This window comes from Pseudomonadota bacterium, from assembly GCA_013285445.1.
Classification (GTDB): domain Bacteria; phylum Pseudomonadota; class Gammaproteobacteria; order Xanthomonadales; family Wenzhouxiangellaceae; genus Wenzhouxiangella.
Genome location: CP053448.1, coordinates 1,714,900 through 1,735,153 on the forward strand (window position 1 = coordinate 1,714,900; position 20,254 = coordinate 1,735,153).

19 protein-coding genes are annotated in these 20,254 nt (G+C 64.9%); 2 read left to right on the forward strand and 17 right to left on the reverse strand.

Translation table 11 applies throughout. The features are described from left to right. Positions 1-40 precede the first annotated feature (40 nt). Positions 41-1,261 carry a hypothetical protein gene (locus HND55_07760; protein QKK02546.1) on the reverse strand — a complete coding sequence of 407 codons (1,221 nt, stop codon included), beginning with the start codon at positions 1,259-1,261 and terminating at the stop codon, positions 41-43. A 21-nt stretch (positions 1,262-1,282) separates the two neighbouring features. Here HND55_07760 and HND55_07765 point away from each other — a divergent pair, with 21 nt between their 5' ends. Both HND55_07765 and HND55_07770 read left to right on the forward strand, forming a co-directional pair. Beyond that, positions 1,283-1,729 (forward strand): peroxiredoxin, encoded by a 447-nt coding sequence (locus HND55_07765; GenBank protein QKK02547.1) that lies wholly within the window; start codon positions 1,283-1,285, stop codon positions 1,727-1,729. 8 nt (positions 1,730-1,737) lie between these two features. Further along, positions 1,738-2,451 carry a hypothetical protein gene (locus HND55_07770; protein ID QKK02548.1) on the forward strand — a complete coding sequence of 238 codons (714 nt, stop codon included), beginning with the start codon at positions 1,738-1,740 and terminating at the stop codon, positions 2,449-2,451. On the opposite strand, the gene HND55_07775 is transcribed toward HND55_07770, so the two are convergent. From HND55_07775 to HND55_07850, 16 genes are all read right to left on the reverse strand, one after another. After that, on the reverse strand, positions 2,452-3,534 hold the full coding sequence (locus HND55_07775) for an FHA domain-containing protein (GenBank protein ID QKK02549.1): 1,083 nt from the start codon (positions 3,532-3,534) through the stop codon (positions 2,452-2,454). Positions 3,535-3,566: 32 nt separating this feature from the next. Further along, on the reverse strand, positions 3,567-4,514 hold the full coding sequence (locus HND55_07780; GenBank protein QKK02550.1) for a response regulator: 948 nt from the start codon (positions 4,512-4,514) through the stop codon (positions 3,567-3,569). Between the two features lie 9 nt (positions 4,515-4,523). After that, complete coding sequence (locus HND55_07785) at positions 4,524-8,729, reverse strand: hypothetical protein (GenBank protein QKK02551.1); 4,206 nt, start codon at positions 8,727-8,729, stop codon at positions 4,524-4,526. Then, on the reverse strand, positions 8,726-9,130 hold the full coding sequence (locus HND55_07790) for a hypothetical protein (GenBank protein ID QKK02552.1): 405 nt from the start codon (positions 9,128-9,130) through the stop codon (positions 8,726-8,728). The genes HND55_07785 and HND55_07790 overlap by 4 nt, the downstream gene beginning before the upstream one ends. Next, positions 9,127-10,041: a type II secretion system protein gene (locus tag HND55_07795; GenBank protein QKK02553.1), complete on the reverse strand. Its 915-nt coding sequence runs from the start codon at positions 10,039-10,041 to the stop codon at positions 9,127-9,129. The genes HND55_07790 and HND55_07795 overlap by 4 nt, the downstream gene beginning before the upstream one ends. Then, positions 10,028-10,468, reverse strand: a complete 441-nt coding sequence (locus HND55_07800) for a type II transport protein (GenBank protein ID QKK02554.1) — start codon at positions 10,466-10,468, stop codon at positions 10,028-10,030. Before HND55_07800 ends, HND55_07795 begins: the two co-directional genes overlap by 14 nt. Position 10,469: 1 nt before the next feature. Further along, entirely contained in the window at positions 10,470-10,919 is a 450-nt protein-coding gene (locus HND55_07805; GenBank protein ID QKK02555.1) for a prepilin-type N-terminal cleavage/methylation domain-containing protein, read from the reverse strand. Between the two features lie 55 nt (positions 10,920-10,974). Further along, positions 10,975-12,093, reverse strand: coding sequence for a GGDEF domain-containing protein (locus tag HND55_07810; GenBank protein QKK02556.1), 1,119 nt, complete (start codon positions 12,091-12,093; stop codon positions 10,975-10,977). A 240-nt stretch (positions 12,094-12,333) separates the two neighbouring features. After that, a complete protein-coding gene (locus tag HND55_07815) occupies positions 12,334-12,735 on the reverse strand; it encodes a prepilin-type N-terminal cleavage/methylation domain-containing protein (GenBank protein QKK02557.1) in 402 nt (133 codons plus the stop codon). 231 nt (positions 12,736-12,966) lie between these two features. Next, entirely contained in the window at positions 12,967-13,515 is a 549-nt protein-coding gene (locus tag HND55_07820) for a hypothetical protein (protein QKK02558.1), read from the reverse strand. Next, positions 13,512-14,645 (reverse strand): GGDEF domain-containing protein, encoded by a 1,134-nt coding sequence (locus HND55_07825; GenBank protein QKK02559.1) that lies wholly within the window; start codon positions 14,643-14,645, stop codon positions 13,512-13,514. The genes HND55_07820 and HND55_07825 overlap by 4 nt, the downstream gene beginning before the upstream one ends. Before the next feature lie 11 nt (positions 14,646-14,656). After that, entirely contained in the window at positions 14,657-15,238 is a 582-nt protein-coding gene (locus HND55_07830; protein ID QKK02560.1) for a prepilin-type N-terminal cleavage/methylation domain-containing protein, read from the reverse strand. Continuing rightward, positions 15,222-16,445, reverse strand: a complete 1,224-nt coding sequence (locus HND55_07835) for a type II secretion system F family protein (GenBank protein QKK02561.1) — start codon at positions 16,443-16,445, stop codon at positions 15,222-15,224. The genes HND55_07830 and HND55_07835 overlap by 17 nt, the downstream gene beginning before the upstream one ends. Further along, on the reverse strand, positions 16,442-18,211 hold the full coding sequence (locus tag HND55_07840; protein ID QKK02562.1) for a type II/IV secretion system protein: 1,770 nt from the start codon (positions 18,209-18,211) through the stop codon (positions 16,442-16,444). The genes HND55_07835 and HND55_07840 overlap by 4 nt, the downstream gene beginning before the upstream one ends. Further along, a complete protein-coding gene (locus HND55_07845; protein QKK02563.1) occupies positions 18,208-19,329 on the reverse strand; it encodes a tetratricopeptide repeat protein in 1,122 nt (373 codons plus the stop codon). Before HND55_07845 ends, HND55_07840 begins: the two co-directional genes overlap by 4 nt. Continuing rightward, entirely contained in the window at positions 19,326-20,243 is a 918-nt protein-coding gene (locus HND55_07850; GenBank protein QKK02564.1) for an AAA family ATPase, read from the reverse strand. Before HND55_07850 ends, HND55_07845 begins: the two co-directional genes overlap by 4 nt. Positions 20,244-20,254 lie beyond the last annotated feature (11 nt).

Here is a 20,254-nt window from a genome sequence, read left to right on the forward strand (position 1 = left end):
TACGGCGCGCTATAAGTTACAAGATGAGTGACGGGGTACACTAGCGCAAGAGTCGCTCCAGGCTGTCCAGGGCACGGTCAAGCGAGTTGCTGACCGGCGCAAAATGCGGGGTTTCCCGCTCCAGGCTGTCGGCGAAGCTGTGCTGGCCCGCCAGACGCTCGCGGTTGAGGCCAAGCTGGAAGGGCGCCAAGAACCGGTCCAGTTCGCCGGCGCGCTGGCGCAGCTCGGCGCGCGTGGTCTGAAAGGCGTGTTCGACCAGCTCGGTGCGCGACGCGTAGCTGAACACATTGGTATAGAACATCTTTTCGTCATTGCGGTTAGGCTCGACCAACATGATCGCAGCCTCGGGGTAGGCGGATTCATACTTGCGCATGCCGATCTGCATGCGTGACTGAATCAGCGAACGAAACGTTTGCGACAGCACGACCGGAAGACCGCCGCTGATCATGCGGTTGCGCACCGTGGCCGGGTTGGCAGCGTGGCCATCTGCATCGTAGGGCACCAGCGGATTGACGGCAATGAGCAGGTCGGCACCCTCCTCGAGTGCGGCAGAAGCGTTCAGCGTGCGTCTGAGTGCGCCATCGACGTAGTAGTGACCATCGATCTCAACCGGCGGATAGAGGCCGGGCAGGGCGGCCGATGCCTGGACGGCCCTGGAGATGGGTACCGTCGTGTTGCCCGGTTCGCCGAACCGCACCGCCTGGCCGGATTCCAGCTCGACCGCGACAACGCGCAGCTTCGACTGCAGCTCGCCGAACTGATTGGTCCGGCCCGGCTTGTCGAGAATGCGCGCCAGAAAACGCTCGATGCTCTGGTTGTCGAACAGGCCGGTCGGGATGATCCGGCTCAGGCCCTCAACGCTTTCCAGGCTGGTGATGCGTTGGGGGTGGCGGATGATTTCGGCGAGCATGTCGAGCACAACGCCCGGCACCGCGGTGGCCCGGCTCAGGTACTCACGAAAGGCCGGTCGCAGAAACTGTTCGGGCCGAAACTGGAATTCGGCGTCTGCCGACCCCATGAACACGCGTGCCATCTGGCTGGTGGTCATGCGGTTGGCCAGACTGGCCGCCAGAAAGGCACCGGAACTAACGCCGACGTAAATGTCGAGATCGTGCATGCTGGCCCCGTCGATCGATTCGTCCAGAGCCTGCAGTGCACCCAGTTCATAGATCGCGCCAAGCGGCCCGCCACCGGCGATGGCCAGGGCAATGCTGGGGAACTTGTTTTGGCGCGGACGTTGCGCCGGCGTCAAGCTGAGCATTTGCCCATTATAATGCAGCTGATGAGTCTTCAGACCGGCGACATCGCCCCCGATTTCACGCTGACCGACCACCGCGGCCAGCCGTTTACGCTGTCGGCGGCGGAAAGCCGGATCCTGCTGGCTTTCTACCCCGGCGACGACACGCCCGTATGTACCCGGCAGTTGTGTGATTATCGCGATGGCATCGAGCAGTTTCGGGATCTCGGCGTCCAGGTCGTCGGTATCTCGCCCGACGACGCAGAGCGCCACCGCCGGTTTCGAGAAAAGCACAGGCTGCCGTTTGTCCTGCTCAGCGATCCCGACCTGGCGGTCGCCGATCTGTATGGCTGCCGTGGCCTGATCGGGATGAAACGCGGGGTATTCCTGATCGACCCGGGCCGAATCATTCGCTACGGTCACGTCGAGGCAGTTGCGGTGTTCAGACGCAGTCGCCAACAGTTGATCTCTGTGATCGAGCAGCTGGACTGAGTGCGTCGGTGCCGTCGCCCGCGCATTATCTGGAAGAACAGATCGAACGGAACCTGGCCATTGCGCGCCGGATCCCTCAAGACGGGCCGCTGCGGCAGTCGATTGACCGGCTCCAGGAGTGGCAGCGTCACCGTCTGAATGCCACCTATGCGGATTTGCGATCGGTTGACCGCTACCGGCCTGCATGTGATTTTTTTCTGACCGAGCTCTACGGCAGCCACAACGTACACGAGCGCGACCGCCAGCTGCGACGGGTGGTGCCGATCATGCGTCGGTTCCTGCCTGACGACCTGGTTGGCGCCACCGGTGAGGCCATGCGGCTGCAGGCGATCAGTCTGGAGTTTGATTTCGTACTGGCCGGATTCCTGGTTGATGTCGCTCCAATCACGCAGCCCGACTATGCCAGGGCCTATCGGCAGCATGCGGCCTGGGACGACCGCCGTGAGCAGCTGCGCCTGATCGGGTCGCTCGGTCGGCTGCTCGAAGCGACAGTTCGCAAGCCGATGGTCCACCGGCTGATTCGCATCATGCGCCGGCCTGCCGAACTGGGCGGGGTTGGTCTGCTGCAGTCCTTCCTGCAGCGCGGGCTGGACGCTTTCGCCCGGATGGGTAATGCAGATGTCTTTCTCGACACCATCGCGGCACGCGAGCAGGCGGCGCTGAGGGCAATGGAGCAGGGCGCGGACTGGCCGTTTCAGCCGTGGATCGGCCGTGGACCCTGACTACAGCAGTCTGTCGAGTGGTTCGGGCGGGCCGATGGCCGCGCCGGTGAGCAACAGGCCGCCGATCGACTTCAGCGCCTCATGGCGGGCAGCGTCGTCGACGCCCGCGACGATCAATCGACAATCCTTGCCCAATGCAGCGAGCGCTTCGTTCAGCGGTGAGTCGGTGCCGGCATCGTCGATCACGAGATAGTCGGCAACGCTTGAAAACGCGCGGTAGTGATCCGCTTCGCCGGATCCCGCAACGGTTATTGCCAAAGGGATGCCCAGCCGATCGAGTCGCCGGCTTAAGTGTTTGAAAGTCAGGTCCTCGCCTGGTGGAGCGGCGATTTCGCAGCCCAGTGCCAGCCGGCGGTGATGGCTGGCCAGTCGGGCCAGGGAATCGAGTAGCATGTCGGCATCCTCGAGTTCGACTGGGTGCACCCCGAGCAGCAGCAGCGGTTCGTCCAGCAGTGCCTGATCGGCCGCGGCCAGGCTCTGCTGTCGCATCAGTTCATTGAGCCGGGACTCTTCTCCAAGCTGCGATGCAAGCCGCTGCAGTTCGTCATGCCCGGCCTCGAGCTGCTCATGCCCGCTGCGGGCAATCAGGCGAACTGCGACCAGGCGGCCGTTGCCGTCCCGTATCGGACAGCCCAGCGGCTCGATCAGCTCGTCATTGAGCAATTCGTAGAACTGCGGCGCCTGGACCGGAAAGCCGGTCGGTCCTTCGGTAAACCCGACCACGGTCTGATCGGGCACGGTGTGCCCGGCACGGTTGGCCGCATTGTCCGGCTGCCGCTTGGCCGCGGAGGCCAGCAGACGGTAGCCGTGATCGGCGAAATGGACCAGATCTCCCGCGCTCACCGGCGTGGGTGTGGCGATGCGTTCGCGATTGACGAACGTGCCATTGGTGCTGCCCAGATCCTCCAGCAGCAGTTGTTCGTCCATACGCGCCAGTCGTGCATGGTGGCGCGAGATTCGCTCACGCTCGATGCGCACATCACAGTCCGACCCGCGGCCGATCGTGCTGGGCAGACACGTCACGACAAGTCCACTGTCCGGCGCCGCATCGTTGAGCGGATGGAAGATCAGGGTGCGTTTCATGGCCATTGTATCTCGTTGCGCGGGCGGGTCGGTCAGGCGCCGTCGCGGCCCGATTGCGAGGTGCGCCAGTGCAGCAGGCGCTGTGCCGATTTCAGCAGCTCGCCCGCGTCGGTGTCCTCGTTGACGTCGGGAAACTGGACCGCAAACCGGGTATGCACGGGCACAACCATGCTGGTAAAACGCATGCGCGTATTCGACAGCCGCCGCCTGAGGCGGCTCGACAGAATCCGCGCCCCCGTGCGTCCGGTCGCCATCAGGATAACGCTGAACAGGTCGGGCGCCGTGCGGTGAATACTGTCTTCTTGTCTGAGCTCCTCGATCAGGATGCGCTCGATATTGCGCATCACCGCATCGCCCCAGCGTGGCCCATAGCGATCACGCAAGTGCCAGTAGGCGCGAAACTGGACATGGAGCAGCGACAGATCGAGCTGCTGGCGCTGATGGAAACTCAGCGTCTGCTCCAGTCGCAGGCAAAAGTGATCTGGTTGCGTCTGTGGTACGAAGCGATCGCTGTCGTGCGGCCGCTCGTAGAGGTGTTCGGGCAGACCGCTGATGCGCGGTGGCTGGGCGTTGCGTTCGGGACCCACCTGAAGCGCCTGGCGCAGATCATCGGGGCTGAACGGCTTGGCAATGAAATCGGTGGCGCCCTCGCTAAGCGCCAGCTCTCGCGCGGCCAGCTCATCGTTGCCGGTGACCACCAGAACCGGCAGCTGGCGAAGACGTGGACTGGATGCGCGGCGAATACGGTGAATCAGCTCGTGGCCATCCATGACCGGCATCATCAGGTCGGTAAAGACCAGATCGATATGCGGATCATCGAGCAGGCGTTGCCAGGCCTCGCGCCCGTCCTGGGCTTCCACCACCTCGCAGTGACCGGCAAGAAAGCGATTTCCGGCGTAGCGCATCAGCCTGGAATCGTCCACGAACAGCACGCGACGCGCCCGCTTGTCGGTGGAAACCAGCTCCAGTACGGTTGCCAACTCTTCCTCCTAGCGCGGCGTCACCTCCTGCAGGAAGATGCGCCGCCTGTTTCCCTCATGCAGGCCGAAATCAGCGCGGGCCTCGGGATTTTGTTCGAAAAGACCATCATCACTGAGGTCATCACGCAAGAACTCCCAATTTATATCGAGTTGTAGTGCAAGATCAACCCAGCCTGGCGCGCCGGGGGCGCTGAACCGGAACCGACCCCGGCCGGCGCCGGGGCCCGGATCGGCGCAGGCCGGTGGTGTGCCGCCCAGCGCAAGAACGCTGCAGCCGGTATCGATTGCCGTGCTGCCACCACCCAGCGAGACGGTCGAGTTGCCGTCGCCGGCATCCCCGCCGGAACTGGTCAACTGCACTTCGGCGCCTGGATCGATGATGGTGCAGTCGTCGGCTGCATTGACCCGCCAGGTGACGCCGTCCCAGAAATCGGCGCGCCAGGGCAGATCGACCGGGCCAAGCTCAGAGCCAATGGCGTTGTCGATGACAATGCGGCCGAAGCGCAGTTCGGTCGAGCCGATGACATCGTTGCCGCTGATCGATACACCGTCGCTGTCGACGGGCGCCGTTGTCACCTGGTAGTTCGGATACGGACCCTCCAGCGCCGATCGCGGCAGCATTAGCTCGGCTGCTGCATCCCCGCTGCCCAGGATCCAGTCGATGCGGGAGTTTGTGATCCCCGGTGCGACCGGTGAACCGGACAGGTTCAGATCACCGTCACCCAGAAAGGCGAACAGCCCTTCATAGTTGGTCGTTGTATTGCCATCGGCATTGCGGGCATACAGGCTGAAGTCTGCATCAAAGCGCTCGCCGATATAGCTGAAGGATGCGCCGCTGCAGCCGCTCAGACCGGCACGGTTGTTGATACTCCCGCTGTCCAGTTCGAAGTGGTCCGGTATAAAGCGCCCGAGGTGATCGACGGCGGTGCCGATGACGTCAACACTGCCAAGATAGGCGCCGCTGGCCAGTCTCGGAGTCAGCGAAACAATGCCCACCTCCGGCCAGGAAAAGCCTCCACACGCTGTCCCGGCCGCCGCGTTGCTGCCGTTGCAATCGACTCCGAATGCGCCGAAGTTGCCAGCCAGCACGGGATCGGCACCGCCGGATGGCGCAACCAGCGACAGCTCGAGATCGACTGCTTCGGCCGGGGTCTCCTGGCCGAAGTTGGGCGTTAACTGGTCGCTGGCATTCAGGGCCGCGACCGTCACCTCGAACGGGGTTCCGGCCGTGGTGAAGGCCGCGCCGGTCTCATCAGTGGCGGCCGGGTTGCCCGGAATATCAAGCGCGAACCGGGCAGGGCGCGCCACAAAGCGACCCTGCCCGACCATCACCAGCCCGGCTTCATCGCCGCTGCCTTCAAAGCGCGCGTTGAGCTCGATATCGCCGACATCCGGGTACTGCAGGCTAAAGCTGCCGACACCGTTGTCGTCGAAGGCGACGGGGGTGGCCGTGCCCGGAGCGGCCGCTGCGATACTGCTGCCGTCGATGCTGACCGCCAGGCTGCCGGTCGACGGGTTGACGAAACCGGACCAGAAGTTGATGTCCCTGGTCTCATTGTCAAACCCGGGCACGCACTGCTCGGGATCCAGTGGATCGGCCTTGACCGCGGCGATCGAGCCGCTCACGACCAGGTCGGCCACGTGATCTGGCACATCGATGATGAAACCCGATTCCAGAAACGTCATCTCGCAGCTGGTTTCGACTCCGCCGCTGAAGCAGCGCCGTGGGTTGTCAGCCGCCGGGTTGGTGGCCACGGCATCGAGTATGACGGCCTCGGTGGTGGTGTAGTGCAGCGTGACGCTGCCGCTTTCGGTGATCAGGGCCGGATCCGGTATCCAACTGCCTGCAGGCGATACGAAGTCGACTTCGACCGGGTCGGGAAAGTTTGTCGTACAGTCGGCGTCGGCACAGGCCTCGACCGTAATGATTGATGGTGAGCAGGTCAGACCCGTGGCTGGATGGACCAGACGGATATGATCAGGACCGGCGAATTCGCACGGGAAGGTGGCATTCATCTGTTCCTGTATCTGGGCTGTTTCCAGTACGCCCTCGAAAACCCGGAACTCGTCGATATAACCCTGCCAGCGCTCGGATTTTGCGCCGAAACCCAGTTCCAGGCGGTCGATTCCGGCAATCGTGCCGTTGGCGCCGGGGCCGTGGACTGCCGAGATGCCGACTTCACTGCCGTCAACATAGACCTTGATGGATTCGCCCGAGCGCCAGGTCATGGCGACATGCTGCCACTGATCCTCGACCATGACGCCGGAGACCGTCTCGACCTGGTGGCACTCACCGTTGAGACTGCAGTCGTCGGTGAACACGCTGGCCTTGATGACGTTGCTGCCGCCGCCGAAAAAGCCGTCGGCATCGTAACGCATGCCCAGGCGGTTATCCCGGCCACCGGAGGGGTCGTTGGTGTAGAAGATGCCGCGGTCGTTGGCGCTCAGGGCAGCCGTATTGTGAACCCAGGCCATCACGGTGATGGCATCCAGGCCTTCCAGATAATCGGCGGCATTCGGGTCGACGACCCCGTCGCCGCCGCCGTCCAGGATGCCGTAGCGGCAGGTCCCGGGGTTACCAACGATCGCGGGGTCGTCCGCGGCCGTATCGGTATCGCCAAGGGCGGTCCCGTGGCGGTCGAATCCGCTGGTATCGAGCACTTCGCCGGCTGTACCCGTCCACCCGGTCTGCTCCATGCGGTATTCAAGCAGCAGTTCCTGCGTTTCGGGGCAGGGCCGGGTGGTGGCCCAGTGGGCCTCGACTCCGTCATCGTCAAGGATGCCGCTGTGGATCCGGATCTCGTCGAGCAGGCCGTCGAAGAAGTTGACCGGACTGCCGCCAAAACTCTCGGCGGCCAGAAACAGGCGGGCACTGGTGACCTTGTTGGTGTAGTCCACGGTCAGGGTCTGTTCGCTGACCCCGCCGATCTGACTGCTCTGGTCATACAGGTAGCCTCGGACCCGAATGTCGTCGCTGGCCGGCAGTTGCCAGGCGGTCACGGTGAAGAAGTACCAGGTGTCGCTCGACAGGGCTTGGGGACTTACGGTGAACGTGGACGGCCCGCCCCAGCGATCCCATAGCGTGAACCGGAGCTGGCCGCCGTCAACGAATACCTGATACTCCTGCGTGTTGCCTCCCTCGCCCTTGTGCAGCAGCTTTCCACCGGCGCTTTTGAGCTGGAACCAGCCGCCGATCGACAGGCCGCCGACATCGGCCAGCGGCGACAGCGACGCGTCGTGGGCTGCGTCGGCGTAATGCTGGGCGTCGATCCACCAGGGGGGTTGGTCGATACTGAATCCCTGGCCGCGGAAGCGCCCGGCGTTGCAGACCTTCCCGGGCACCGTGCCGGGTAGCGAATTGCTGCTCCCGGCGGTGCGTGCCGTGGCGTGGTTGCCGTTGCCGCTGCTGTCGACGATCTCGCCCGTACTGCCGTCCCAGCCGGGTTCATCCATCCGCCACTCGCCTGTCAGTTCGGCCGGTGGTTCTGCCGTGACTTCGTAGGTGATGATGACCTGACCGTCGCCGCCAGCACCCCCGGTATTTCCGAAAAAGAAGCTGGTCGCGCCGCCGCCGCCACCACCGGGGCTCTCGCCCGGCGACCCGCCACCCGAAAACCCGACATTGCCATCGCCACCATCGCCACCCCCGGGGGGTGCCGATGCGCCGGCACTCGACTGTGCATCGGTCCCGTCACTGCTCGTACCGGCCGAGGATCCACCGCCCCCGGCATTAACCCCGCTGGTATCGGCGCCGGCGCCGCCACTGAATCGGACATCGCCGATGCTGCTGCCCGCCTGGCCCCCGGCGGCACCTGCGGCTCCGTTGTTTGCCACGCTCTCGCCGCCGGCTGCCAGGACGGTGGCGGGGCTGGCGAACCAGGAAGCCTGGGCCGGATCGACGGTCACCGAGCCCGCTCCAACGAACAAGTCGAAACCCTGACCCTCGACAACGCTGAAGATGGAGCGGGCATAGGCACCTCCGCCGCCCCCCGCGGCCCGGCTTCTTCCCATGCCCGAAGCGGATCCCCCCCGACCGCCTCCCCCCCAGACTTCCACCGTGATCTCGGTGACCCCGGCGGGAACGGTGAAGGTATGATTGCCGGGCGAGTCGAACACTTCGACCTGCTGCTGCGCATCAGCCGGGGCTGACAGGATCATGCCGGCAAGCAGCGCCGGGATGCACGACAGCGACCAGTGTCGGGCTGTATTGCTCATGGTCCGATGTCTCCGTCCATGACTTGAGAGCGAATCGTGCGTCGCACGAACACGGCTTCATTAAGATTGCCTCGGCTGGCGGTGACGTCCAGGGTGTAGACGCCATAGCTGTCAGCACCTTCGTCAACCGGCTGGCGGGCACAGTCCAGCACGGTCTGAAAATCGAATAACGCCTGGGCGCCGGTGGGTGGGCAGGCATCGTTGTCGGCAATGTGCTGCGCGGCGCCCTCGAGCCGGGCCACGGCCGCATACCAGGCCTGTTCGGCCAGGTCGGCGCGGGCCTGACTCAGGTGCTGGGTTGCCGAAGTGAGCGCGACCACGGCGGCGACGACCACAACCACGGTGATCAGGAAGATGCCGACAAAAAGTGCTGCGCCGCGTTGTTGCCGGAGGCCGATCATGGCGTGTTCAGCACCTGGGCCTGGCCGAGAAGGAAGACGGATTCGCCGTCATCGGCCAGATCGATGCGAAAGGTCAGCAAGCCGCGGCGACTGGCGGTGCCCGGGTTGTAGCTGAATTGGCAGGCGACAATCCTGTCGGCCAGCAGGTAGCCGGCGACATTGGCGGGGGCGCCGGCCACGCCATAGCCGGAATAACGCCGCAGTTCGCCGCCGCTGCAGATGTAGGCAACGGTATCACCGATAACGTGGAATCGCTGCTGCGGGGAATGCGTCGTAAAGGGCGGTCCGCTGCCGCCGCTGTCGTAGCTGATCGAGTCGGCATCGGCAGCGGTAATGGCGGCGAGGTTTTCCTGGGACCAGGCATCGAAGCCGGGCTGGCCGGTGTTGTAGACCGACAGGCAGGCGCCTGCGGCGATGCCGCAGTCGGTGCCGGCTGCACGTGTCATGGCCTGGACCTCGGCGAAGCCGGTCAGTCCGCCGAGAACGTCGAAGCTGTCCGCCGACCGGGCCGGGACAAAGGTCTCGCTGCCGCCACCGGGCGCCGGCAGGCGGCGATACCGGCCGCTGGTGACTGTCGAGATGAACTCAATCTGGCTGCCGGAAACGCGCAGGCTGTTGGGCAGGGCGTTACGCACTTCCCGTGTGATGCGGTTGATCGCCAGATCGGCCGCGTCGACCAGCGCCGCACGCCGCTCAATGTCGGAGGCGGCCTGGAAGGGCGGCAGGATGAACACCGTGGCGACGGTCGCCAGGATGCCGATGAGCACGATGACCAGGATCAGCTCGATCAGCGTGAATCCGCGGGATTGACCGGTGCGGCGCCGGCCCGGCCTGAGCGGATACAGCATCGGCAACGCAGGCGCCAACTGGCTGCCGGTCCGATAGATCTGTGCATCTCTAGCGGTGCACATAACCGGTCTGCGCTTCGACGACTACGCTGCTGCCGTCGGCCAGAGTGATGGACAGGGCGCTGCCGGTGCGGCCCATGCCGTCGAAAATGACCGAACCTCCGGTGGTGATCTCGCCGCTGCCGCTGAATGTTCCGCTGCGTGTCGGGTGTCTCAGGGCCGTGGCGCCAGTGCCGCAGGCGCTGCCGCCGTCGCCGGTGTATTCGAGACTGTAGCCGGCCGCATCGATCGTGGCGCGGACCGGGCAGCCCGAGCTGATGGCGGTCTTCTGGGCATAGCGCAGTGCATTGACCAGTTCGCCGGAAAATGCACGCTGCTGAAAGCCTTCGATGTTGATCCTCGGGACGGCAAAGGCAGCCAGCACACCGACCAGAAGCAGGATCAGCACCAGCTCGGTCATCGTGAAGCCGCCTTGGTCGTGCCGGTGCATGTCAGTAAGCCCCGCGTCGGCTCTGTATGGTGTAGCTGATGCCGCTGGTGCCGTGGCTGACAACGACTGCAATATCTGCCGGTGCGTTGTTGGTCACGGTCACGCTGACCTGATAACCGGCCAGTGCCGCGAGTGGATTGCCGAACTGGTCGGCAGGCGGTTCACTGAGCCCGTTGTAGCAGCCGGTTTCCTCCCAGCTGCCGCGCGGCGCGCCCGGATTCGAGCAGGGACCATGCGCACGCAACAGGATTTCGTCCATGTAGGCACCGGCGATCGTGCGGGACTGGGCCCGAATCTGCGGATCGGCGCTGCGTGCGGCAGGCGTGACCAAACTGGTCAACAGCGCGGCGCCAGCAGCCAGCATGACCAGCGCGACGATGAACTCGATCAGCGTGAATCCGTTCGACCCTGGTGGTTGGGGATGTGCCATGCTGTGTCTGCCGGCGCTCATGTGTTTCTGATGAGTCGAATCCTGCTTTGGATTATGCACATACCATGCCAGATTATTAGCCGGGCGCAACCCTGGCGCAGTTCCCGCCGGATTGCTTGGCCAGGTAGAGCGCGTGGTCGGCTGCCCGGATCAGGTCTTTCGGCGAATTCATGCCGACTTGCCGAACGGCCATTCCAATGCTGACCGAACCGCTCCAGATGGTCTCGCCGGAGTCGGATTGAAACGGTCTGACCGACTGCAGGACCTTTTCAGCTGCAATCCGGGCCCCGTCGAGATCACTGCCCGGGCAGATAACCAGGAACTCGTCGCCCCCCAGCCGGCAGACCATGTCGCTGGTCCGCACGGCGTCCCGCAAACGGTGGGCCAGCGCCCGGAGCACTGTGTCTCCCGCCTCATGGCCATGGGTATCGTTGACCGGCTTGAAGTCATCCGCATCAATCAGCAGTACCGACAGCGGCGGATCATCGACGGGGCCGGAGAACAGCTGCTGAAGTGCCGACAGGGCGGCACGCCGGTTGGCCAGGCCGGTCAGGTCGTCCTGGGCGGCCATCGCGCTGAGCAGACGGTTCGCGCTTTCCAGCTGAACGGTGCGCTCGCTGACGCGCTGCTCCAGGGTCCGGTTGAGCTCACGCAGCGTTCGATTGCGTTCGCTGACCATGTAGTAGAGCCCCTCCATGGCCTGCAACAGGGGTTCGGCGGCGCTGCGGTAGTCGTCGTAGGTTTCACGGTCCTGATCATAGGCATCGGCTGGTGAGGCGCCGGCCTCGATCGCCCGGATCTGCCGGGCCATCTGCTGATCCATGCCCAATATGTGGTAGGCCAGCCAGCGAACCAGGTAGTGCAGCAAGTCGTGCATTCGCTCGAGGCTGCCGCCGACTTCCCCGGCCAGGTCTTGCGACCGGTCGACAAAGGCCCGGTGAGCGGCCCGGTGCCGGGCTACGAAACCACCATCCAGGCCGGCTTCGACCATCTGGCGTTCCTCGTCACTGAAGTGCTGATGCGCGTAGTCCATCAGCGCCGCGTGCGTCCGGCCAAAGGCCTCTGCGTCGATGGTCGAGCCTGACATGACCAACTCGCCGATATCGTTGATCAACTCGACCAGCCTGCGGTGCTGCGCATCGACCGATTCAATGCCGGTCGGAAAGGAACGATTCCACACGAAGACACTGGTCATGGTCATCATCCGCCGTCTGGCGGTTCCGCTTGTCGATGAGCGCCCGCGCTGTTCACGGCGCGGGTCGTTCAGGTCGCGACCTGGGCTGATAGTGCCGCATCAGGCCGAATGATTCCAGTTTCCATCCGGCATCGCCCTGAACTCGAATGCGCCGGACGCCATTTGTCCAGAACCGGGGAAAAGGAAGACCCCGCGCGATGGCGGGGTCTTGATCAGGCTTTGGCCTGGCGCGTTCAGCGCTTACTGGCCGGCACCGATGCCGTCGAAACTGGCTGTGTTGGTTGTCGAGGTCTGCGTCACGGTACAGCTGGCCGATGTGCCGTTGCCGGTCAGCGCGGCTGCAGCGACGGTATAGCCGCTCGGCAGCCCACCCTGCAGGATCGAGCCGGTATCGTCGCAATCGTCCACTTCAACGCAGTCGGTGCCCGCGGTGTGATCATTGGCAGCGCAACCGGCGAAGTTGATCGCCATCGCTGAGGCCATGGCGCCGGCAACGCCCTGCAGGGCAGCGGCTTCAGCCTCGTCGCTGAGATCAATAAAACGCGGCACGGCCACCGCGGCCAGAATGCCAAGAATCACGATCACGATGACCAGCTCGATCAGGGTGAAACCGCCCTGGCTGCTGCGAATATTGGTGTTCATAATCAACTCCTTGTATGGTCTGTTCAATGGTCGACCGGGCCGCAGCCCGTGGTCGATCGGTTCGACCCCGCTCCGACAGCGGCCGCAGCCGGGCCGGAGCGGCCGGAGGCGCAACAGGCGCCTTCACCATTAAACATGCATTTTTCATGCCAATACGGAAACCACCTCTGGCGGGCCCTGTCCGTGGCGCTGCCCGGCGCGGACTGACAATTTTCGTCATGAAACTGACGCTTAAAGGCCGGTCGCGGCCAGTCGGCGCAGGGAGTCAAGCAGCATGACTGCGGTGACCGACAGCGTGACGATGGCCACGACCAGCAGCAGTGCGCCGCGCAGCCGGGGCTGGTCGGCGAGTTTCGCGACCAGGCCGTGCAGATCGAGCACCAGCCAGCGGTTGACGACGGATTCGACCGGCTTGAGCAGGCTCGGTCGCAGCAGAACCAGCAGACCGATCACCAGGTTGGCTCCGTTGGCCGCAATCAGCAGCCACCAGACCGGCTGCCACGGCGGTGCCCCCGGCCAGGAGATCGGCAGGCTGCCCTGGGCAAGCTGCCGGAAAAACAGCCCGGCGACCACCACGATCACGCAGCCGCCAAGCCGGTGATGACGGTAAAACCGCCGTTCCAGGTGCCAGCGTCGATCGGGCCAGCGGATCCTGTCGCCGTTGATGGTCTGTCCGGGTTCGCCGTTCCACAGCATGCCGAGGGCGGCCAGCAGCAGGCCGAGCGCCAGCACACCGGCTGCGACCATTGCGGTGAGCCACAGAATGTCGAGCGGGCTCACTGGGCGACCACCACCTGGTTGCGGCCCTTTTCCTTGGCGCGGTAGAGTGCCTGGTCAGCGCGCGCAATCAGTTGCCGCACGGCTTCGGTGGAGCGTCGCTCGGCGACGCCGATGGAAACCGTGCAGGGCACCGGGCCCTGGCGGGTGTCAAACGGCCGCTGGGCGGCCGCGCAGCGCAGCCGTTCAGCAGCCAGGCGGGCGCCGGCAAGGTCGGTGTCGGGCAGAATCATCAGGAATTCCTCGCCGCCGAAGCGGCCGATCTGCTCGAGCGTATCGTCAATGCGTACCAGCTGGTCCGCGCCGCGCAGGATCTCGGCGCAGCGACTGGCAAATGCCGACAGCACCTCGTCTCCGGCCTGATGGCCAAGCTCGTCGTTGACCTGCTTGAAGTGGTCCAGATCGAGCACGGCAATGCTGAGCGGCGAGTTCGATTCCGCGGCACTGTTCACCATCACCTCGAGCTGGGCCATCAGCCTGCGCCGGTTGGGCAGCCCGGTCAGCTCGTCGTGTTCGGCCAGATGTCTGAGGCGGTTGGTGGCTTCGCGCAGTTCGCGGTTTCGGCGTGCCAGCTTGCGTCGCAGCCCGGCCACGTGCGAGCCGATAAAGGCCAGCCAGATCATGACGATGGTAAAGGCGGCCAGCTCCAGCAGCACCAGCTGACCGGAACGGTCCAGGTCGCCCCCCAGAAATTCGCTCAGGACGATCAGCGCGTACCCGATGACAGCCATCAGTGCCACGAAAACAAACTGCGGCGTGCGCAGCTGGAATACCCCGAAGAAAGTCGACATGATGAACAGCATCAGCAGGATGGTGCGCGCCTCATCGGCCCGGTTGATGATCAGCAGGGCGACCAGGATCGCGACCACGATCTGCGGGAGGGTCATGCTGGGGTCTTCGAGACGCAGGTTCCAGCCCGAACGGATGAGCACGTGGAACAGGAGCTGAATCGACAGAATCACCAGTATCAACAGACCGAGCGCGGTTGGCGTGAAGTCGATCAGCCCCAGCAACCAGCCAATGATGACGACCACAACAGAGATCGTCCAGGCGAGCAGGGCCATGCGCAGCCGCTTCATCCGCAGGCGCTGCTGAATGCTGATCCGATCGGTGTCGAGCTGCTCTTGCGTCATTGACGGCGCTGTCACTGGGGCCCCGCCCGGGCGGCGGCAGGCGCCGGCCAGCGGTGTCGATCCAGGCCAACCAGGCGCAGGCCGTGGAGACGGTCGGTATCGGCATCGAAGCGCTGGTTGCCGCTGATGTCTTCGTACTGGAGCTCGATTCGCCAGCGCAGATGCACCGGGTCGGGCGGCTTGCCTGCCAGGTACTGCGGAAAGCGTACCCGGTAGCCGACCGCGCCCGCAGCACGATTGAAATACCAGGCCCCGCGCGGGACATGGGGGCTGTCGGCCGGATCAAGGATGCCGATGTAGGTGTCGGGCCATTCCTGCAGATAGTCCATCGGGTTGCTGCCCTGCAGTTGCTCGAGCGCCGGCAGGCCGTCACGGACGACCCGCGCGGCCGCTTCCAGGCCCAGCGCCGAACGCAGGCCGCCGATGACCGTGGCCACATGGGCCGCTTCGGCATCGCCGCGCAGGGGCAGCAGGCGGTCGAGCGCGACCAGAAACAGGACCACGACAAGGATGATAACAATCACCAGCTCGAGCAGCGAAAAGCCCTTGATTCCGCCATGGTCGATGGCTGATGGCCTAGCCCAGTGCGGCACGGCCAACATCCCACATCGGCAGAAAGACCCCGAGCGCCAGAATCAGGACCAGCACGGCCAGGAACACCAGCAGTACAGGCTCGATGTAGGCGCTGAGATTGCGCAGGTCGTAGTCGACCTCGCGCTCGTAGTGCTCGGCGGTCTCGATCAGCATGCTGTCGACATCGCCGGTTTCCTCTCCGATCCCGAGCATTTGCAGGACCAGCGGCGAGAACAGGCCCGTGGCTGCGGCGGTGCGAGACAGCGACTCGCCGTGTTCGACGCCGGTGCGCATGTCGTTGACGGCCTGTCCGATGTACTCGTTCTCGACCGCGCGTGCGACCAGCGTCAGACCCTGGATCAGCGGTACCCCGGACCGGTAGGTCATGGCGAACGACCGGGCAAACCGTGCCATGGTGCCCTCAAAGAGGATCTTGCCGATGATCGGGAAGCGCAGCTTGATGCGATCCCAGCGATAGCGGCCGTTGTCGCTGCGAATCCAGGCACGAAAGGTAAACAGCGCGCCGGCCACGACCAGCACGACGGCCCACCACCATTCAACGGTGAATTCAGACGTGGCGATGATGATGCGGGTCGGAAGCGGCAGTTCGGCGTCGTGGCTGGCGAAGAACCGGGCAAACACCGGAATCACCCACACCATCAGAATGGCCACGGCGATACACATGGCCACGATCACCATGATCGGGTAGCGCAGCGCCTGCTTGAGCCGGGCGCGGAAATCGCGCTCCAGCTCCAGGTGATCGGTCAGCTGCCCAAACGCCTGTTCAAGACTGCCGGAGCTCTCGCCGACGCGCACGATGCTGACAAACATGGGCGGGAAAACAGCGGGGTTCTGCGCCAGGCCGCCGGCCAGGTCGCGACCGGATTCAAGCGCATCGACAACATCGGCCACGGCCTGGCCGAGGACGGGATTGCGGGTCGATTCGGCGACGTTTCTCAAACCCTGGATCAGCGGCACACCCGCCTTGATCAGGGTGTACATCTGACGCGTGAACAGGATGAGGTCATTGATGCCCGGCTGATCGAAACCCAGCCGCAGGCGCAACCCCTCGAGTGCATGGCCCCGGTCCGGCGCAGTACCGATCTCGATGGGCGTGATGTCCAGTCGCATCAGCTGCTCAGCGACGGTATCGGCGCTGTCGGCGTCGACCTGGCCGTCGACAAGCTGTCCACGAGCGTTGCGGCCGCGCCACTGAAAACGGCTCATGGTTCTGTCTCTCCGGGCGTTATCAAGTTGTCCATGGCGCTGTCCTGCAGCTCGTCCAGTCCACCGGCCAGACGGACGACCTCGTCGATGGATGTGATGCCGGCGGTGGCATAGTCCAGCGCGCAGTGCAGCAGCGGACGGTAGCCTTTCCGGCTGCCGGCCAGACGGGTGAACCGGTTGGTATCCATTTGCCGCAGCGCCTCGGTCAGCGGCTCGTCCATTTCCAGCAGCTCGTAGATCCCGATGCGGCCACGGTAGCCGGTATTCGAGCAGTAGGCGCAACCGCGACCCGACTGGAAGGCCGCCGACTCGACTGTATCGTCACCGAGATAGCCGCGAATCCAGGCCAGCTGGGCTGCCGTAGCGGCTGCTTCCTCGCCGCAGGAGTCGCACACCCGCCGGACCAGTCGCTGGGCGATGACGCCATCGAGCGCGGCCGCGACCATGAATCCCTGGGCACCCATGTCGAGAAGTCGCATGACCGTGGCCGGCGCCGAATTGGTGTGCAGGGTCGAGAGCACCAGGTGCCCGGTCATTGCCGCGCGCAGACCGATCTCGGCGGTTTCGCGGTCGCGCATTTCCCCGACCATGATGATGTCCGGGTCCTGTCGCAGCGCGGTACGCAGTACGCGCGCGAAGTCGAGGCCGATCTTGGGGTTGACCTGCACCTGGTTGATGCGGGGCAGGCGGTACTCAACCGGATCCTCCACGGTAATGATCTTGCGCTGTGCCCGGTTGATCTGGTTGAGGGCGGCATACAGCGTCGTTGTCTTGCCCGATCCGGTCGGGCCGGTGACCAGCACCATGCCCGAAGGTCGTCGAATCAGGCGCCGGATGCGGACTTCCATGTCCTCGGGGATGCCGAGCTTGTCGAGTTCGAGCAGTCCCGCAGACTGGTCGAGCAGACGCATGACCATCGATTCGCCGTGCTGGATCGGCATGGTCGACAGGCGTACGTCAATGTTGTGTTCCTTGACGCGGATGCTGAATCGCCCGTCCTGCGGCAGGCGTTTTTCACTGATATTGAGCGACGCCATCAGCTTCAGGCGGGTCACCAGCGCAGAAGCAACGCGCCGGCTGTCAATGACCTGCTCCTGCAGCTCGCCGTCTACGCGCTGGCGGATGCGCAGCACCTGTTCATCGGGTTCGATATGGATATCCGAGGCGCCGATCTGGACTGCATCCTCGAACATGGACTGCAGCAGCTTGATGACCGGAGCGTCGACCTGCCCCTCATCATCCTCGAGCTCGGCGATGTCATAGTCGCTGCCCGAGAGTTCTTCCCCCAGCTCTTCGGCCAGGCTGGAGATCTCCTCGGTACGCCGGTAGACGACGTCAATGGTGCGAAGCAGGTCGGACTCGCGCACCAGCACGAGGTTGATCGGTCGCTTGAGCAGCCGGGACAGCGCGTCGTAACCGAAAATGTCGGTCGGGTCGGCCATGCCTACGGTCAGCTCCGTGTCCCTTTCGGCCAGCACGATGGCGCGGTAGCGGCGGGCATGGGTCTCGGGCAGCAGGCGCACGGTCTGCGGTCTGAACTGGTAGTGTTTCAGATCAACGACCGGCACATCGAGCTGACGCCCCAGAAAATCGAGCAGATCATCCTCGCTGACGTGCCCAAGCTGCACCAGTACGCGCCCGAGCTTGTGGCCGGAGCGCTTTTGCTCGGCCAGCGCCTGTTCGAGCTGCTTTTCGGAAATGATCTTGTGCTGGACCAGGAGGTCACCCAGCCGAATCTTTCTGCGCTGACGGCGGTCGGCGTTCATGGCGGTGCTCCGGTTGTGGGCTGCAGCGCGCGCAAGCGCTGGCGAGCAAACCGTACCGCCGGGTCATTGCCGGTGTTCAGCGCCTGAAGATAGGCCTCGTGGGCCTGCTGCGGCCGCTGCAGCGCTTCGAGCGATGCGCCCAGACCGACCCAGGCGGCAGCCCGACCGGGCACGATCGCGGTCAGTTTGCGGTAGCGTTCTGCGGCTGGCTGATGATGGCCGGCCTGGCGTTCGGCTGCAGCCAGCAGCAAGTGGTAATCGGGGGCGTCGCTCAGGGCGGGCGCGTGCGTCCTGAGCAGGGCCAACGCCCGTTGCACCTGGCCGCGCTCGATCAGCAGGCGGCCCAGCATCTCTGCCAGAACATCAGTCTGCCCGGATCGGGCCAGACCGTCCTCGAGCGCGGCTGCCGCCTCGTCGTGTCGGCCCTGGGCGATCAGTGTGCCTGCCAGCAGCCGACGCGCCTCGACAGCGTCGGGCTGCTGCTGCAACAGTGCGCGCAGCCGCCAGATGCCGAGGTCGGTCTGACCGCGGGCCAGGGCCCGCCGTGCCGGCAGGAGCGCATCGTCAGGCCGGTTCGTTGCCGGCTCAATGACAATCCGTGTGGCGGTCGGGGGCAGTTCATCCTGGTTGGCCGCCAACGCTTCCTCGCCGCCGCCATCGACCGGCTCCCGCGGAGCTTCTTCGGGCGCCGCCGGTTCGTGATCGGCGCTCTGCCCTGAATCGCGCTGATCCGGCTCGCCTGTCGGATCGGTTGCCGTCCGCTCGGACGGTAGTGGTTGATCTGCAACCTGCGCTTCGGCTTCCCGCGCTTTGGCCGGATCGTTCGCGACGGGTGGATTGATCGGCGTTGCACGCGTCGGCGCCGAAGGCTCCGTGGCATTGTTGTGAGGGGTGTATTGGGCCTGCGCGATCAGCGCTGCGGGTCCGTCAGGCGTGGCAGGGCGCTCGCTCAGCGTCAGGTGCAGAAAACCGCCGGCCGCGGCGGCAGCCAGCAGCCACCAAGGCCACCGCCACCGCGGTTGCGGCCGGAATGCCGCGGGCAGCGGGTGCGGCTGGCCGGATCCGCCGCGCGCACTGCGCCGGTCCAGATCACGAAGAGCGTCGTTGATCAGGCTCACCGGAGCACTCCCAGCCACTGCTCGAGCGCCAGAAACACGCCGAACGCCACCAGCGCGAAACCGGTGACCCGTGCAGCCGGGCGCAGATAGGGCCACCACAGCTGTTCGCGCGTGGCGCAGGTATCAGCGACGGCACGGCGCACGTCGAACCAGTCGGCGCGCGCCTTGCCCTTGCCATAAGCGCTCAGCAGCGATTTGTCAGCCAGTATGTTGACCAGGCGCGGGACGCCGCGACTGGCACGCGCAATGCGCCCGGCGGCTGCCGGCGTAAAGAGGTCGCGCTTGGCACCGGCCTTGCGCAGGCGAAATGTCAGATAGCGTCTGACCTCGCCAGTGCTGAGCGGCTGCAGCCGGCAACTGTAGGTAATACGCTGGCGCAGCTGCCGGAATTCCGCTCGCTGCAGGCGCCGTTCCAGCTCAGGCTGCCCGAACAACACGACCTGCAGCAGCTTGCGTCGCTCGGTCTCCAGGTTGGTCAGCAAACGCACGGTTTCCAGGGTACTGTCGGGCAGCGCCTGGGCCTCGTCGATCAGCAGCACCGGGCGCCAGTTGTCCGCGGCCAGCTCGGTCAGTCGCCTTTGCAGCAGCTCGTGGACCACCTGCTGGGTCGGACGTGCGGGCAGCTCGACGCCCAGCTCGCGGGCCAGTGCGACACGCAGCGTTCCCGGCGCGAGGTGCGGATCCGGTAGCCAGGCCGTCACGAACGGCTCGCGCAGGTGATCGAGCAGCGTCCGGCACAGGAGCGTCTTGCCCAGCCCCACTTCCCCGATGACAGTCAGAAAGCCCTCACCCTGCTGCAGGGCGACCTGAACCGTGGTCAGTGCTTCGCTGCGGGTGATTTCCGGGTAGCAAAACGACAGATCCGGCGTGAGCCCGAACGGTCGATGCGTCAGCTGAAAGTGCTCTTGGTACATGCCCGACTCCC

What these genes read in the sequence shown, in the direction of transcription:
- HND55_07760 (QKK02546.1), bottom strand. Translation starts at nt 1,261, where the DNA reads ATGCTCAGCTTGACGCCGGCGCAACGTCCGCGCCAAAACAAGTTCCCC.
- HND55_07765 (QKK02547.1), top strand. Translation starts at nt 1,283, where the DNA reads ATGAGTCTTCAGACCGGCGACATCGCCCCCGATTTCACGCTGACCGAC.
- HND55_07775 (QKK02549.1), bottom strand. Translation starts at nt 3,534, where the DNA reads ATGAAACGCACCCTGATCTTCCATCCGCTCAACGATGCGGCGCCGGAC.
- HND55_07785 (QKK02551.1), bottom strand. Translation starts at nt 8,729, where the DNA reads ATGAGCAATACAGCCCGACACTGGTCGCTGTCGTGCATCCCGGCGCTG.
- HND55_07790 (QKK02552.1), bottom strand. Translation starts at nt 9,130, where the DNA reads ATGATCGGCCTCCGGCAACAACGCGGCGCAGCACTTTTTGTCGGCATC.
- HND55_07795 (QKK02553.1), bottom strand. Translation starts at nt 10,041, where the DNA reads ATGTGCACCGCTAGAGATGCACAGATCTATCGGACCGGCAGCCAGTTG.
- HND55_07800 (QKK02554.1), bottom strand. Translation starts at nt 10,468, where the DNA reads ATGCACCGGCACGACCAAGGCGGCTTCACGATGACCGAGCTGGTGCTG.
- HND55_07805 (QKK02555.1), bottom strand. Translation starts at nt 10,919, where the DNA reads ATGAGCGCCGGCAGACACAGCATGGCACATCCCCAACCACCAGGGTCG.
- HND55_07810 (QKK02556.1), bottom strand. Translation starts at nt 12,093, where the DNA reads ATGACCAGTGTCTTCGTGTGGAATCGTTCCTTTCCGACCGGCATTGAA.
- HND55_07815 (QKK02557.1), bottom strand. Translation starts at nt 12,735, where the DNA reads ATGAACACCAATATTCGCAGCAGCCAGGGCGGTTTCACCCTGATCGAG.
- HND55_07825 (QKK02559.1), bottom strand. Translation starts at nt 14,645, where the DNA reads ATGACGCAAGAGCAGCTCGACACCGATCGGATCAGCATTCAGCAGCGC.
- HND55_07835 (QKK02561.1), bottom strand. Translation starts at nt 16,445, where the DNA reads ATGAGCCGTTTTCAGTGGCGCGGCCGCAACGCTCGTGGACAGCTTGTC.
- HND55_07840 (QKK02562.1), bottom strand. Translation starts at nt 18,211, where the DNA reads ATGAACGCCGACCGCCGTCAGCGCAGAAAGATTCGGCTGGGTGACCTC.
- HND55_07850 (QKK02564.1), bottom strand. Translation starts at nt 20,243, where the DNA reads ATGTACCAAGAGCACTTTCAGCTGACGCATCGACCGTTCGGGCTCACG.